The 15,554-nt window shown below is 49.3% G+C and carries 11 protein-coding genes; 3 read left to right on the top strand and 8 right to left on the bottom strand.

All coding sequences use genetic code 11. The annotated features are described in order from the left end of the window. Positions 1 to 125: 125 nt before the first annotated feature. Together EOV40_RS07275 and EOV40_RS07270 are read right to left on the bottom strand one after the other, a co-directional pair. Entirely contained in the window at positions 126 to 1,418 is a 1,293-nt protein-coding gene (locus EOV40_RS07275; protein ID WP_128105514.1) for an FAD binding domain-containing protein, read from the bottom strand. Then, on the bottom strand, positions 1,415 to 3,547 hold the full coding sequence (locus EOV40_RS07270; RefSeq protein WP_128105513.1) for a xanthine dehydrogenase family protein molybdopterin-binding subunit: 2,133 nt from the start codon (positions 3,545 to 3,547) through the stop codon (positions 1,415 to 1,417). The genes EOV40_RS07275 and EOV40_RS07270 overlap by 4 nt, the downstream gene beginning before the upstream one ends. 151 nt (positions 3,548 to 3,698) lie before the next feature. Between EOV40_RS07270 and EOV40_RS07265 the strand changes: the two genes are divergently transcribed. After that, positions 3,699 to 4,280 (top strand): TetR/AcrR family transcriptional regulator, encoded by a 582-nt coding sequence (locus EOV40_RS07265; protein WP_128105512.1) that lies wholly within the window; start codon positions 3,699 to 3,701, stop codon positions 4,278 to 4,280. A gap of 19 nt (positions 4,281 to 4,299) precedes the next feature. On the opposite strand, the gene EOV40_RS07260 is transcribed toward EOV40_RS07265, so the two are convergent. From EOV40_RS07260 to EOV40_RS07245, 4 genes are all read right to left on the bottom strand, one after another. After that, the gene (locus EOV40_RS07260; RefSeq protein ID WP_128105511.1) at positions 4,300 to 5,673 is read right to left on the bottom strand and encodes an Nramp family divalent metal transporter; all 1,374 of its coding nucleotides are present in this window, start codon (positions 5,671 to 5,673) and stop codon (positions 4,300 to 4,302) included. Between the two features lie 152 nt (positions 5,674 to 5,825). Continuing rightward, positions 5,826 to 7,196 (bottom strand): MFS transporter, encoded by a 1,371-nt coding sequence (locus EOV40_RS07255; protein ID WP_128105510.1) that lies wholly within the window; start codon positions 7,194 to 7,196, stop codon positions 5,826 to 5,828. A gap of 57 nt (positions 7,197 to 7,253) precedes the next feature. Continuing rightward, positions 7,254 to 7,646: a hypothetical protein gene (locus EOV40_RS07250; RefSeq protein WP_128105509.1), complete on the bottom strand. Its 393-nt coding sequence runs from the start codon at positions 7,644 to 7,646 to the stop codon at positions 7,254 to 7,256. 229 nt (positions 7,647 to 7,875) lie between these two features. Then, on the bottom strand, positions 7,876 to 8,340 hold the full coding sequence (locus EOV40_RS07245; RefSeq protein ID WP_128105508.1) for a nuclear transport factor 2 family protein: 465 nt from the start codon (positions 8,338 to 8,340) through the stop codon (positions 7,876 to 7,878). 209 nt (positions 8,341 to 8,549) lie between these two features. Here EOV40_RS07245 and EOV40_RS07240 point away from each other — a divergent pair, with 209 nt between their 5' ends. After that, positions 8,550 to 9,620, top strand: coding sequence for an NAD(P)-dependent alcohol dehydrogenase (locus EOV40_RS07240; RefSeq protein WP_128105507.1), 1,071 nt, complete (start codon positions 8,550 to 8,552; stop codon positions 9,618 to 9,620). An 88-nt stretch (positions 9,621 to 9,708) separates the two neighbouring features. Here EOV40_RS07240 and EOV40_RS07235 read toward each other — a convergent pair whose 3' ends face one another. After that, positions 9,709 to 12,222, bottom strand: coding sequence for a TonB-dependent receptor plug domain-containing protein (locus EOV40_RS07235; protein WP_128106218.1), 2,514 nt, complete (start codon positions 12,220 to 12,222; stop codon positions 9,709 to 9,711). A gap of 376 nt (positions 12,223 to 12,598) precedes the next feature. On the opposite strand from EOV40_RS07235, the gene EOV40_RS07230 reads away from it, so the two are divergent. Further along, positions 12,599 to 12,919, top strand: coding sequence for an antibiotic biosynthesis monooxygenase family protein (locus EOV40_RS07230; RefSeq protein WP_128105506.1), 321 nt, complete (start codon positions 12,599 to 12,601; stop codon positions 12,917 to 12,919). A 57-nt stretch (positions 12,920 to 12,976) separates the two neighbouring features. On the opposite strand, the gene EOV40_RS07225 is transcribed toward EOV40_RS07230, so the two are convergent. After that, entirely contained in the window at positions 12,977 to 15,217 is a 2,241-nt protein-coding gene (locus EOV40_RS07225; RefSeq protein ID WP_128106217.1) for a Hint domain-containing protein, read from the bottom strand. Positions 15,218 to 15,554: the final 337 nt, after the last annotated feature.

Below are 15,554 nucleotides of genomic sequence, written 5' to 3'. Positions count from 1 at the left end.
GGCCGCTTAGGGGTAACAGCTATCGTTGAAAACGAATTTGGGCTTGCAAATAAACGCCACCCAGCGTTGCATAGCGTAGCTTCTTGATTTTTCGAGTTATAATGTAAACCATACAAGAAAAAATTTTAGCTCTTATGCCCAAATATCTTCTGGCAATGGCGGATTAGGAGATTTCTAGCTACGGCTTTTCTGTAAGCTGCGGTAGAACGCATGTCATCAATCGGTGTAATTTCCGACATAGCTAGTTCAGCCGCAAACTTGAAATGCCTTTTATCGCATTCCTGTGCAGCAAGATACTGATGTGCTTTTGGGCATGTCATAGGAACAGGACCAACGGCACCGAATGCAAAGCTGATTCTGGCCGGATCGTCAGGAACTAAAACCGTTGCCAGAGAAAGTTTTGAAATTGCCTGCGCTTTGCGAGGGCCTACTTTTGTAAACATTTGTGGCTGACCAATGCATTTTGCAGGAATAACAAATCCGACAATAAGTTCACCAGCCTTACGTTTTGTGCGCCCAACCCCTGTAATAAACTCTGCAACGGGCATCTCCCGGGTTCCGTCTGGATGGATCAGCCGAATACGGGCCTGAAGTGCCACGAGAGCCGGAAGACTATCTCCTGCCGGTGAAGCTGTGGCCACATTACCGCCAATGGTGGCCGCATTTCTAACCTGAGGGCTGCCAACACCATAGGCGACATCTCTGAGGATAGGCACAGTGTGCGCAATGATACGATCATGCAGAATGTCCTGCCATCGCATCAGGGCTCCTATTACAAGGTTACCATCTTCCCAGAAAACCTGACGTAGTTCCGGCGCATTCAGCCTATCTAACGAAAAAAGCCGGAGGGAGCCAAGGTTATGGCCTGCGCGTACTATCAGATCGGTTCCGCCTGCAATCGGGATGAGGTCTGGGTTTTGAGCCAGATAGGCCAGTCCGTCTTGCAAAGACATATCCGCTTTACCGGAAACGGTATCTGTGTGCGGCAGAAGGCAGTCTGTTTGTTCAAGTGCTGTGCGAATTTTAACATATCCCGTGCACCTACAAAGATTTCCCTCCAGGGCATCATCTGGCGCGTCATCAGGGTGCCGTCCGGCCCAAGCCATGACTATTCCCGGCGTGCAGAACCCGCATTGAACGCCCCCTTTGCGCGCCAGAGCAGAACAGATTTCAGATCCTTCTGGCGTCTGGGCTAATGCTTCAATGGTAGTAATAGCTGCGCCTTGCAGCATTTCGGCTGCTTGTAGGCAGGAGCAGACAGGATGCCCATCAACCAGGACTGTGCAGGCTCCGCATTCGCCTTCACCACAGCCAAGCTTGGCGCCAGTCAAATGGAAATCGTCACGAAGAACCTGCAACAGGGTTTTACCCGCATGGGCAATCTGGACGGGTTTGCCATTAAGCTGGAATGTGATCATGACAGAATTTCTTCCATGACCGGGAGAATAGCTTCCGGTTTGATTGGAAAGTGCGCGAAGCGATGCCCAACACACCGTGCCAAAGCATTGGCGATAGCCGCAGCAGCGGGTGTGAGCCCAACTTCTGCTATACCGCGCGCACCGAGAGGATTGGATGCATCGGGATGGTTAATTAGATGGACGCGAACATCTATTGGTACATCGCGGATTGTCGGAAGAATGTATGATGAAAAACGGTTGTTCAGAACACGCCCCTCGCGCTGTACGAGGTCTTCACTTAAAGCGAAGCCAAGCCCTTGCGCTAAACCGCCTTCAATCTGGCCTGTTACACCATCGGGATTGATAACTGTTCCTGCATCTAACCATGTTTCAACTTCTTCCACCGTAACATTGGCGGTTGCCGTATCCAGCGCAATACGCACGGCCTGTATGCCATAAGAATACCCTATGTGCGGGGCACCAAGTGTTAGTTTTTCTGGAAAAATAGGGGCATAATGTGCTGTTTCTTCAAGCTCACCACTTTCGCCCGCAGCTATTCTCATGGCCAGTTGTTTTGCTGCCTGCGCTACAGCATTACCCGTTACAACCACGGATCTGGAAGCATTTGTGGACCATGAATTTGTGTTATCTGTTGTGCCGATATCAAGCTGGATATCATGGGCATGACATCCCAACCCTGATGCTGCAATCTGCTGAAATGCAGAAAGATTGCCTTCCCCCAAATCTGCCGTGGAGCAATTCAACCAGAAATGTCCATTCTCGTCTCGGCGAAGGGTCACGCTTGATCCGGGCTCAGCGCCTGCCCCCAACCCGAACCCTTGCCAGACGAATGCAAATCCGGTTGCACGAAACTTACCATCCTGATCTGGATGTACGCTTTTTTGAGAAAGGGCAGATAGTAATGGCCCTTTGCGTGCGGCAGCAATCAGGCGTGGAAGCGTAACATCGTGACGAACAATATGCCCAGCTCCTGCACGGTCTCCGCCGCGAAGAAGGTTTTTTTCGCGGAAGTCGATAGGGTTAAGGCCACATTTGGCGGCCAGTTCATCCATAGCCTGTTCAATGCCCAGAATAACCTGCGGGTTGCCAAACCCACGAAAGGCCGAGGCATTTCCTGTATTGGTATGGACGGCCTGACCATGAATACGGCTTGCCTGAAATCGATAAGGCCCGGAGGCGTGTTCGGCGGCCAGAACAAGAACGGCAGGGCCTAACGTCATGTAGGCTCCGGTATCGGCCAGAAGATTGGCCCGGAAGCCGGTCAGTTTCCCGGTGGCATCACATCCCACTTCGACATCTACTTCAAAACGATGCCGTTTAACGGAGTAGCCAATGCTTTCTTCACGTTCATAAACATACCGGGCGGGACGGTCTGTGGCTTGCACCGCTAAAGCCAGATGTGCCTGAACATTCAGGTCTTCCTTACCTCCAAAAGCGCCTCCCATAGGGGGATGAGACACATAGACTTGCTCAACAGGAATACCGAGAATAGCTGCTATCTGCTTCTGGTCTGCAAAAGGGTTTTGTCCGCCGCAAATAATGGCAATACGCTGCTGATTATCACGATAGGCAATGCCGGCTTCAGGCTCCAGAAAGGCGTGTTCCTGCCGTCCGGTGCTGTAAGCCAGACGCACAACATGCGCGGAAGCTGCCAAAGCTGCATCAACATCACCAAACCCCAGATTAACCTCGTGGCAGAGATTGCCATTCTGTCCGATCTGGGGGGCATCGGGAGCCAGAGCCTGTTTTGGGTCCAGTATGGCTGGCAGGTCTTCATATTCTACATGAATAAGTTGGCAGGCTTTTTGAGCCTCGTGCTCGCTTTCTGCAATTACCAGAGCAACAGCATCACCGGGAAACCTTACGCGGTCATGGCAAAGAACAGGTTGATCGGGGGTGATGAGGCCGAAGCTGTTGAGGCCTGGGATATCGGCGTATGTGAGAACGCGCAGAACCCCCGGTGCCTTTTGAGCTGCATGAATATCAATTTCAAGAATGCGGGCATGGGCACGTCCAGCCCTGAGAACCTTGAGGTGGACACAGTGTTCTGGCCGCAAGTCAGATGGGTACAGGAAAGTGCCTGTGGCTTTATCGCGTGCATCCCATTTCTGAATGGACTGTCCTATCACAGGCTTGCTCCGGCATTTTTCAGATTCCGATCGCTATCGGAATGAAAAGATAATTACGATACGATCCGTATCGTAGTCAAGAAACGATACGGATCGTTGCGAAAAATGCTGGATGGTGGCAATTTCCTTAAGGACGCACTGGAGATCTCTTTTGAACACTCGCAATCTATCTCATGCCTCAAAAGCTGCTGTAGCAGGGAGCGGGCGTAAGCGCAGTGCAGCCGCAACCGAGGCAGCGCGTAGTGCAGCCCTGAAGCTTGCATATGATTTGGGGCCGGAGCGCGTGACGATGGAAGCTATCGCAAGCCATTCAGGTGTGGCCAAAACAACGCTTTATCGCCGCTGGAACAGTGCTGCAGCCGTGGTGATGGATGCTTTTCTGTCAGAATTGACACCCCGCATTGCCTATCGCGCCGGACAGGATGTTAAGCAGACACTTATTTTTGCACTTGAAGATCTTAGCCATGCGCTAGACGAACCAAGACGGAAACTTCTGCGGCATATGGTTGCGGCTGCTCAATCCACTTCTGTGCTGGAACAGGCTTTTTGGGATCGGTGGATTGCGCCTAGAAGAAAGGCAGGGCTGGAGGCGCTAGAACAGTTCGGAATGCCTTCAGAAACAGGAGAGCTTATGCTCGATCTGCTGTATGGGGCATTTTATTACCGGATGTTGATTCCATATGCGCCCATTACAGATTTATGGATTAGGAAAATTGTAGATCAGGTTTTGTGAATGCAATTATAAATCGTTTTCAGAAAAAAGTGTCATACAAAAGTTTGAAATTAAGAACCAGAATAATACCAGCAACACCCCAGGCCAGGATGGTTGTTTTACGAGAAATAACAAGTTCACCCATTTTCTGGTTGTCAGATACAAACAGAATTAAAGGGATAACAGCAAAAGGAAGTTGGATGGATAGGATAACCTGGCTGAGCATCAGCAGGTTTCCAATACCCTTGTTACCGTAAAGAGCTGTCACCATTATGACAGGAATAATGGCAAGACCACGTGTGAGCAGCCGTTGCATCCAGTGCGGTATTTTTAACCGCAAAAAGCCTTCCATAATAATTTGCCCGGCCAATGTGCCGGTTACGGTTGAATTAGTGCCAGCAGCCAGAAGGGCAACGGCAAATAAGGTGGATGCAATGCCTAACCCAAGAACAGGGGAGAGCAGGCGGTAAGCATCTTCAATTTCTGCAACATTTTGATGGCCTGTTGTATGAAAAGCAGCTGCGGCAACAATAAGAATGGCCGCGTTAATAAACAAAGCCAGCATAAGAGCAATTGTGCTATCCCACGTCGCCCAGCGAATGGCCTCCTTACGGCCGGATAATGTGTGTTCGAATGCACGTGTCTGCACGATAGAGGAATGAAGATATAGATTATGTGGCATAACCGTAGCCCCAACAATGCCGATTGCAATGTAGAGCATCTGACTATTGGTTATGATTTCAGGTGAAGGAATAAAGCCTTTTACTAATTGGGCAAGAGGTGGGGCTGCAGCTATCATTTGCACACCAAAACAAATGGCAATAATGCTGAGTAATGCAATAATAAATGCTTCCAGATATCGGAAACCGCGATTCATCAAAACAAGCACAAGAAAAGCATCAAGAACCGAGATAATGGCACCACCTAAGATTGGAATGCCAAGTAGCAGTTGTAGCGCTATGGCTGTACCAATTACTTCGGCTAGATCACATGCAATAATGGAAAGTTCACAGGCTAACCAAAGAACAATATTGATGGCGGGTGGAAAATGATCTCGGCAAGCTTGGGCTAGATCACGACCTGTTGCAATGCCTAGTCTGGCTGATAGAGCCTGAAGGAGAATTGCCATCAGGTTTGAAAGTAGAATAACAGCAAGCAGGGTATATCCAAACTGGGCACCGCCTTGTAAGTCGGTCGCCCAGTTGCCGGGGTCCATATATCCAACAGAAACCATGTAGCCCGGCCCAACAAACGCTAAAAAGCGCTTGAGCCATGATGTATTTGCTGCGGGGAGTTTAATGCTGGCAAAAACTTCTGGCAGACTTTGGCCGCCTGCATCTGCTGTTTTGGCAAAACGCCATGCAGATTTTTTTGAAGAGAACGGAGGCGCAGGAGCTTGCGAGTCTTGGGGCATAAATTCAGACTAAACTGTGCCTGATTAAAATATGCAATATGTATATAATTAAAGTGAGTGGAATTTCTGTGTAAGCTACATGCCGTAAAAACATGTGTTGGCAAAAAGGTAGAAGATGCAGAAAACTGATGGGTATCTTTTTTCTTTGTTTCTCAATGCTTCATGTTTTTCTGTTCATCACGTACAACACGGCGTGAAACGCTAAGAATAGCTCCGGCAAGGGCAAAACCTGTTGCCAGTTCAAGGCAATGAACAGCCCCAGAACTGCCTTCAGACAAACCAAAAACCAATGCAACAAAGGCGGACCCCAGTGCCCAACCCATTGTGCGTGCAACAGCCAGCATACCACTGGCAGCACCACTGCGCGTTGTTGGGCCGGAGGTCATGACTGTAAGATTGTTGGGTGTTTGATAGAAACCAAACCCAATACCGCATAGCCCCATACGCCAAGCAACATCCAAGAAGGATGGGTGCGCAGGCATAATACTCAACATGCTTAATCCGGCTGCCAGAATAGTCAGCCCAATGCTGCTTAAAACAGAAGCGGGGTGGCGGGCAGCTAGCCGCCCGGCAAAGGGTGCTGCTACGGCAACAAGTAATGGCCAAGGCGTAACAAGCAAACCTGTTGTAACTGCAGATTGATGCATAACGGTTTGAAACAGAAATGGCAGCGCAACATAAGCCAGAATTTGGGCTGCATACGCACAAACAGATGTGAGGATGGAGAGCGAGAATAGAGGAATGGCCAGAAGATCAAGGGGAAGCATAGGGGCCTTTTGGTGGCGTTGCTGCATATACAGCATAATGGCGCACAGAAAGCCTGCTCCGATTTCAATTCCTCCCCATCTGGCTTCTTTTTGCCCCAACGCATCAACACCAAGAACACCCAGCCCCAGAGCGCCAACATTCAATAAAGCGCCCATCCAATCAAAAGCAAATGAACGGCGCGGACTATGTGGTGCAACTCGTAGAAAAAGAGGGACAGCTATAAGGCCGATTGGCAGATTGATAAGGAATAACCAAGGCCAAGTGGCAACAGATAAAACTGCAGCGGCCAATGTGGGGCCGGTTGCTGCAGAAATGGCAACGGCAAGAGCAATTATTGCGAATGCCTTATGCAAAAGTTCTCGTGGGTACACACTTCTAACAAGTGCACCGCTTAACGCAGCCATGCAGGCACCGCCAATGCCTTGCAAAACGCGTGAACCGACAAGAAGGCCAATAGACCCCGAAAGTGCACATGCCAAAGAAGCTGCAGTAAATAATGCTAACCCAAAACCATATACTCTTTTAAGACCCAGAGATTCAGCCAATGCAGCAGCAGGCAATAAACTGACAGCAACAGCAAGCTGATATCCGTTAACGATCCAGACAGTTAGCGTTTCGGTGCACGAAAGATCTCGGGCAATAGTTGGCAGGGCAATGTTGGCAATGGCACCATCCAACCCACCTAACACAATCCCTAAAACAGCGCAGAGCATAACCAGGCGGCGTTGCGTATCGGAAACAGGCTGAGTATTCATGTTTTTGTCAATGGAATGGATATCCCGCCTTGGATTTTAAGAGAAAATAGACAGAAGTTACTGCCTTAATCCACTACTGGAACTAAAATTTGAGGTGGAGAAGCTATGGTTTAACACAATGCCATTGTTAAAGACGATGGTAAGCGTTTTGCTTTTGTTATTTGTTTTTTCTCCAAGTATGCCCAGACCAACCACATTCTGAGCTATTGAGAGCCCATCTTCTCTACCAGCTGTAAAACTATAAACCCAGAACTCAAAACCATTTTCATAGCCTTTCTGCCCCGGTTCTCCGTAAATCTGATACACTTGGGATGCAGTCGTCACGCCATCATGAATATTCTGGTTAACTTCCGTAAGTGTTGTATGTTTTATGGAGGTATTGCCGGTGGATGTACAGGCACTGGTGATGGTAATAAGAGCTGTGACTACAGCGGTTCTGATAATTTTCATTCTGTAATATATCTCCTTATTTATGTACTCTCAGTATAATCCATTGTGTTGCATCAATACAGAGTATCTATCTTGTGTGGTATCTCACTTACTGAGTGTAGTTTTTTTACGAACTATCTGTCTACTTGTTTACGACTGGCAAGCCTAAGGTTTGATTATGATGAGGCGCTAGAAAACCAGCTTGCCAGCTAGTCATATGCTGTCTGGCAAGCGCTTGCTCTTTATGGTGTTACAGCCCTAGATCGGAAAGTCCTGGATGCTCATCTGGGCGCCGTCCTTGGGGCCAATGAAACAATCTGCTTTCTGCTTCGATAGGCAAATCATTGATGGCAGCAAAACGGCGGCGCATAAGCCCATCGGGATCAAACTCCCACATTTCATTGCCGTAAGACCGAAACCATTGTCCTGCATCATCATGCCATTCATAGGTAAAGCGAACAGCCATACGGTTTTGACGAAATCCCCAGAGCTCTTTGATCAGACGGTAATCATGTTCTGTGCGCCATTTGCGTTTCAGAAAATCTACAATTTCATCACGCCCATGGATAAATTCAGTTCGGTTGCGCCATTGACTGTTCACAGTATAGGCCTGCGCCACCTGATCTGGGTTTTGGGAGTTCCATGCATCTTCAGCAAGACGGACTTTGCGTGTTGCGCTCTCAATATCAAAAGGCGGAAAGGGTGGGCGTGACATAGACATATTCCTTATGTGATTGAGTATGTAACGTTGCTGTAGGATGACGTTTCCTGAGCAGTATTGATGAAAAAACAAGGCATCATGCAGGGTGCATGTTAAAAAGAGCAACGCAGAGGTGAAGCCGATATGGTTACATAAGGCGGGTAGGTTCTGTTAGTTTGAGCAGGTGATCTGAAATCTGTTTTCAGCCTGAATAGGAACGTTTCATGTTTACCTGCATCGGCTACGCTGCTTCCAGCGCCACAACTCCACTGGCTCCTTTTACTTTCCAACGTCGTGATTGCGGTCCTCTTGATGTGCAGATTGATATCACGCATTGCGGTATCTGCCATTCTGATATTCATACGGCCCGGAGCGAATGGGGGCCTGCTTCTTACCCATGTGTGCCTGGCCATGAAATTATCGGACGCGTTGCTGCCGTAGGTGTAGATGTAACACGTTTTAAGCTGGGTGAACTGGTTGGCGTGGGATGTATGGTCAATTCGTGCCAGACATGCGCCTCTTGCGAAGCCGGGTTGGAGCAGTACTGTGATGCCGGGCCAACCTGGACTTACAATAGCCCAGATCCGGCTTTTCCTAAAACGGATGCCTATACGTTTGGTGGATATTCACGCGCAATCGTGGTGGATGAACGTTTTGTTTTGCGTGTGCCTGAAAATCTGGATCCGGCTGCGGCTGCACCTTTGCTTTGCGCGGGCATTACTACATGGTCTCCGCTATCACATTGGAAAGTGGGCGTAGGCCACAAGGTTGGCATTGTGGGGCTAGGTGGCTTGGGCCATATGGCCGTAAAATTTGCTGTGGCATTGGGGGCAGAAGTAACACTTTTCACCACTTCGGCAAGCAAGGTGGAAGATGGTAAACGTTTGGGTGCACATCGCGTAGTTATTTCGCGTGATGCAGAGGCAATGGCAGCAGAAGCCAACCAGTTTGACTTCATTTTAGATGCCGTTTCAGCCGAACATGACATTAATGCCTACCTCGCGTTGCTCAAGCAGGATGGGCATATGGTTCTTGTTGGTCTGCCAGAAAAGCCGATGTCCATTGGTGCATTCAGCCTAGTAGCCAAGCGCAGAAGCCTTGCTGGTTCTGCTATTGGTGGTATTCAGGAAACGCAGGAAATGCTAGATTTCTGCGGTAAGCACAATATTACAAGTGATATTGAAGTCGTGCATGCAGATCAGATCAATGAAGCCTATGAGCGTGTTTTACGTTCAGATGTGAAATACCGCTTTGTGATAGATATGGACACCATGCCCAAAAGTGTTGAAGCCTAATAAAGGCATTTTACAATTTTTGTGTAATATTACTTTTTACGGGGCCACACCATTGCGGCCCCGTAAATGTGTTATTTAAGCAGTCATTCTAAAATCTTACATCTGCTTTCAGATAGTAAAAGCCACCATTAATACCCAGTTGTGATGTGCTCATGTAATACTGAGGCACGCCAAGGTAACGGTTGCTATCTGGCACGCGCGAGGGCAGGGCATTAAACAGGTTGTTCGCTCCAAGCGTAAAAGACAGTTGCGGCATAACCCGATAGGTAATGTCCAGATTGGTTACGAATTTTGGCGTGTTGTGAAATTGCGTAAAAGAGTAAGCGCTTACGCTGGCACTATTGGTTGGTCCTGTATAATCCGTGAGTTCGGATGTGGTTTGCCCCCAGCGTATTTCATGCACGCCTACGGTCCATTTGCCATTACTGCTGGTAAAGCGGCCACCCCAGATCATTTTGCTACGCGGATAGGCTGTGGTGATGTAGGCAATGCTTTGGGCAGTAAGCAGCGGTGTGCCATCTGCTGCAGCGCTCTGATGTGTTAGGCGTGTGCGGTTCAGGTTAATACCAACATCCCAGTCAATACGGCCTATTGTGGGGCTTAATTCCGTTGGGTATGTGGCGGTAATATCCAACCCTTGAGTGCGCGTGCTGGCCACGTTTGCAAACCAGTGTGTGGAAAGAGAACTGCCCCATGTGGCAGCATCGTTCGGAAGTGTAAATCCGTTCATTTGCAAGGCAGAAAGGGCATCTGTGCCATATACGTTGCCGCCGGGCAGGATCTGATCGCGCAGGTTTATCTGGTAAACATCTGCGGTGATATGAAGCCGTTTGACGGGTTCCAGCACAATACCGCCAGAAACGTTGGTGGAGCGTTCTGGTTTAAGCGCATTGGCGCCATTTGCACGCGCACCGAGGGAATTGGCAGCAATAATGCCACGTGCTGCCGTGGGGGAAACTGCAACAGCACTATAATATTCTTGCGCCAGTGTGGGGGCATGAAAACCGTTTGATATGGTTGCGCGTAGGCCAAGCCACGGTAGTGGGTCATACCGCAGCGCAGCTTTGCCGGTTTCTGTATCACCTACATCCGTATAGTGTTCGTAGCGGCCGGCCAGATCAAGTTGCACATTTTTGGCAAGGTGGGTGGCAACATCAATATAACCACCAATAACATCTCGGCTGTAATTGCCGGCATTGGCGGCCACTGTGCCCTGCAATGCGTCTGAACCACTGCTATAAGTGGAATCAGCCGAGCCCGTGCCAATACTATAACTTTCGTAACGGTAAGACGCGCCGCCTGCTACGTTTATGGCATACGGCCAGCCGGGTATATGAAAAGCTTTGCTGAGATCGAACGTATTGCTCCATTGCTCATTATTGTAGCCCTGGGCATCAAACTTTGTGGGCGTACGCCCGGTTGCTGTTGAAAGGGCAAGGTTGGCTGAATTGGCAATGCCAATCTGGTCGTAATCACGCCCATAAACGGACGAGAGATCCCAGTGCCAGTTGTCAATTTCACCACGTAAGCCTGCGGTCACTTCCCAGTCGTTTTCGTCCATTGTCATGACTGGGGAATAGCCATTTGGATAAATGGCCGCGTAAGCCGGGTAGTTATCTAAAGAACTGGCCGTACGGTAGTTCTGAAAGGATTCAGCGTGCCGGTGTGCATAGGTGGCTACAGCATAAGCCTCCAGATTATCCAAGATATGATACCCGGCTTTTATAGCCACGGTTTCACGCGTTTGTTCAGGTTGGCCCAGAAGTTTGTTGATTTTTGTGTTCGTGCGCAGGTCTGGCGCGCTGCGATACGTGTGATCTTCATGCACGTAGTCACCACTTACATGAATGTAACCGCGGTCCGTCAGTTTTGCGCCGCCATCCATATAGATGCCTTGCTCAAACCCATCTTTCGAGGCTGTGATGCCTGTAAGAGATTGCGCATGAAAACCGTGATCCTGCTTTTTCAGGATAATGTTTACCACACCCGCCACAGCGTCTGATCCGTATTGAGCGGATGCGCCATCCCGCAGAATTTCAACATGATCAATGGCAGCAAGTGGGATCATGTCTACATCAACGGGCGTGCTACCCTGTTGGGGGCCGGGGTCTGCATAAATATTGGCTGTGGTGTGCCGCCGTTTGCCATCTACCAACACCAGTGTTTCATTCGGGCTAAGCCCACGTAGGCTGAAAGCCGATGTCAGGGCGCCTGCATCATACCCACTGGTTGGCATGGTTAAAGAAGGGGCCAGTTGGGTTAATGCCTCCCGCAAAGAGGGCATTCCTGTTTCAGAAAGTTGGCGTGCCGTAATGATATCTACAGGCGAGATACTGTCTCGTGCTTTTTTGCCAATTTCACGGGTGCCGGTCACGATAACGGTTTCGGTGCCGCCTGCTACGGGTTGTGCTGCTGTGGGGTGAGGATCGGATACTGTTAATTGCCGGGCCTGGGCGGTTGAGGGGGCTTTCTTTTGTGTAGTCTGGTGCTGTTTGGGTAAGGAGCTACTGGCATTTTGGGCGTGAGTTGGCTCAGCCAATAAGCAGAATACAGAGGTTGTTCCTAAAAGCAGGGGATGTGTGATGCCAGTTGGACGAGCCATGATCGAACGAGGTGAACGCACAATAAGCTCCTAAAAATCGTATAGAATTCTTAAAGTCACGTTCACATGGGTGAATTAATAATTTCAACACATTTTTTGTATTATTGTGGGGTAAACTGTTGCTTTGTTGTGTATTTGCAACATCTGCAAAAACGTACCTTGGTGGATGCAAACCGTTGAACGTGTGCTGAGTTGCATAGAAAACCAAATATCAGGCACTCGTGCTTTCATAGGTACGGATCTTGCATAAGAACACGCATAAGCGTGTTTTAATAAACTTTCTGGTCTGTCTGGTGTTCGGGGGAGATAATAGCTGAGGAAAGTTGCGCATGCTTGCGTGCGCAGTATCAATATATAAATGGAAAAGGAACAGTATATGCCGCAATATATTGCCATGAACCGCTTTCTGGTGCCCCCAGAAAATGAAGAGGCTTTTCAGCGTCGTTGGCTAGACCGAGAAGTGCTGTTGAAAACCGTTCCCGGTTTTATCAGCTTTCAGTTCCTTAAAGGGCCAGAAAAAGAAGGCGGAAGGCTCTATGCGTCTCATACCGTATGGGCATCTTATGATGCTTTTGTCGGTTGGACACAGTCTGAGCAGTTTCGTCAGGCGCATGCCGGAGCAGGGCAGGGTAAGGCGCTTACAGCAGGGCCACCAGCTTTTGAAGGATTTACAGTTCTGCAGGATGTAAGTGCCTAAAAGGCAAAAGAAATCTCTCTCTTATATTTTTATCTATAAGAGAGAGATGCGTTTCTTTTAAGCGGAGAGTACTTTTGTTTCCGCTGCTGTCTGATCATCAATCAGATAGGGGCCAGCGGCGCGAATGGTCAGGGAAAGAATGCCCATTTTGCCGTTAAGCAGTTGTTCATCAAGCGGTAGTTGGGCGTTACCATTGGTCCATGCGCAATCAGTCCAATCTGTTGCGTGCCAGCCTTCTGGTTTTTCGGCCTGAAGATGTGTGGTGATGTTATGCTGCTGTTTGGCGGAAAGCAGATGGATATCTGCAATAGCCACACCCATATGGCGGCGATCATCCACAAATGGCCCAATCACATCAGCCGGACGGCTGGCGCGTGAGACAATGCGAACAGACTGTGTGCCAGCAGGCAGCATGAAGCTGTATTGCTGACCGTTGTGGCGCATCGGGCGAATAACTGCGCCTGTTTGTATCAGCAGGTGCAGGTTGGCGTCATTGGTTTGTTCTAACGGAAGCGCTAGAACTTTATGGCCAATAACGTTGTTGCCCCTATATTCCAGTTTGCGGAAAAGAGGCTCCACAAAAGCCCGATCAACACACAGTGGGGCTGCAGCATCTTCTTCCCATGTGCCTATTTTGCCACCTAGCATGACAACAGAGCCTTCCTGACGGAAGGAGCGGCGGTTGCCTGTGTCCATGTAGCTTTCTGTCAGCATTCCATCAGCGCGAATAACAGAATGTTGCTCTGTTTCCACGTGATAATAATCGTAAGACGTGATGGATTTATCGTAGAAGATGGAGATACCATTCACAAGCATACGTGCAGGCACAAACTTGCCTTCAAAGAACAGGCAATGCTCTGGCGTAATCAGCATGTCCTTGTAAGGCACACCATCTGCAATGGCATCTTTGAGAATACGTACAGGGTATCCTGCCTCATCATCTGGCAGACCAGCGCGCACTGTTGCATGGGTTTTACCAACCCAGAGCACAGGATGAGAGATTTCCTTGTTGTTCTTCCAGTCAAATGCAACAACCTGATCACCAATCTGGAGGTTTTCAACTGCTACATCGCCTTCTGGAGTGCGGATCATGCTACCGGAAAGGAAGCAGACCTCATAGCTTAGCCAACCATCAGAACCATCGGCCAGCGTGAATCCATAATTCTTTACACCAATAATGTTCAACGTGATGCTGTTGTTATTGCTCAGGGTTAGCTGAACCTGATCTGCGCTAGGGTAGGTGACAGATGAAACATCTGTGGCTTTGACCCCAGCCAGTTCGATGCTATCTGAATTGCTTGCAGAAGCGCCATTGAACCCGCTGATTACGGTATTGAGCGTACCACCAGATGCCAAGCCAGAGATAACCAGCCCAGTGTTGGTATCGCCCTGCAGGTCTACAGAACCACCAGCATTATTCCAGATAGTTGCAGAACCACCATCTTCAATAGTGACAGTGCCGGAAATGGTCGCACCACTGGCTGCGCTAATCTGTCCGCCATTGGAAACAGTGGTGGTGCCCAGAATGCTGCTGGCATCTGCATAAACAACACCGCCGCTGTTAACGGTCGTGCCTGTGGCTGTGCCACCAGAGTTAATTTCCACAACACCGCTATTATTAACGATTGTATTGGCAGCCGAACCAGAAACAGCTAGCCCACCATTGCTGTTAACAATCGTGCCCGAAGCAATGCCCCCACTTTGTATGGCGAGAGAAGCATTGGTTTCCACTGTAATAGTGTTTGCTGATGCTCCAGCGCTTACAACTGCCACGCCGTTGTTGGCTACAGTAGCGGAGTTAAGAGTGCCACTTGCATCAACATAGGCAGAGCCACCATTAATAGTGCCGCCTGTAGCTGTGCCGCCGGAGGTGATTTCTATAACACCGCCGCCATTAACGGTTGTGTTGGAAGCCGAGCCGTAAACAGCAACACCGCCACCGCTGGAAACAACTGTACCAGTAGCAACACCACCACTGTAAATGGCAAGTTTATTGCCAGATAGCAAAGTGGCATTTGAAATCGTTGCCCCAGATTGCACGATAATAGTCGCGCTGCCTGCTTTGGGGCTTTCGTTTATGTCTGTCACGCCGCTTTCTAAAACAAGTGTGCCACCGCTAGTACCCCACTTAAAATACGGAGGGGAGTTGTAGGCGTTAATTGTGCCACCATTAAGCGTAACACCGGTTTCCTTGGCGCCGGCTGAAAATGTTGCTGTCGCACCGGCATTAATGGTGGTGGTGCCATTCAAGGTGCCGCCACTGCTTACAACCAAGCTGTTTCCAGACAGCAAAGTTATGCCGGAAAGAGTGGCGCCTGCATCAACGATAATTGAGGCATTTCCTGCAAGAGGAGTTTCAGCACGATCGAGAGCGCCACTTTTTAATTCCAGGGTTCCACCCCCAGAACCCCAGGCAAAAGTTAACCCACCAGAGGTGCTGTTATATGAAACAATGGAGCCGCCATTAAGAACGGCGCCGCCGCTAAGAACGCCACCCTGGCTTACGGTAACGGTGCCGCCACTACCGATAGTGTTTGGGCCAGTCCATGTGCCACCAGATTGAATAATGACAGAGGAAAAAGTCTGCTTATCATATGAATTACCTGGGCCTGAAGGGATGGTGCTTGCCCCACCA

This window comes from Acetobacter oryzoeni (assembly GCF_004014775.2).
In the GTDB taxonomy this organism is placed as follows: Bacteria; Pseudomonadota; Alphaproteobacteria; order Acetobacterales; family Acetobacteraceae; genus Acetobacter; species Acetobacter oryzoeni.
This window is presented reverse-complemented; position numbering and strand designations above follow the sequence as displayed.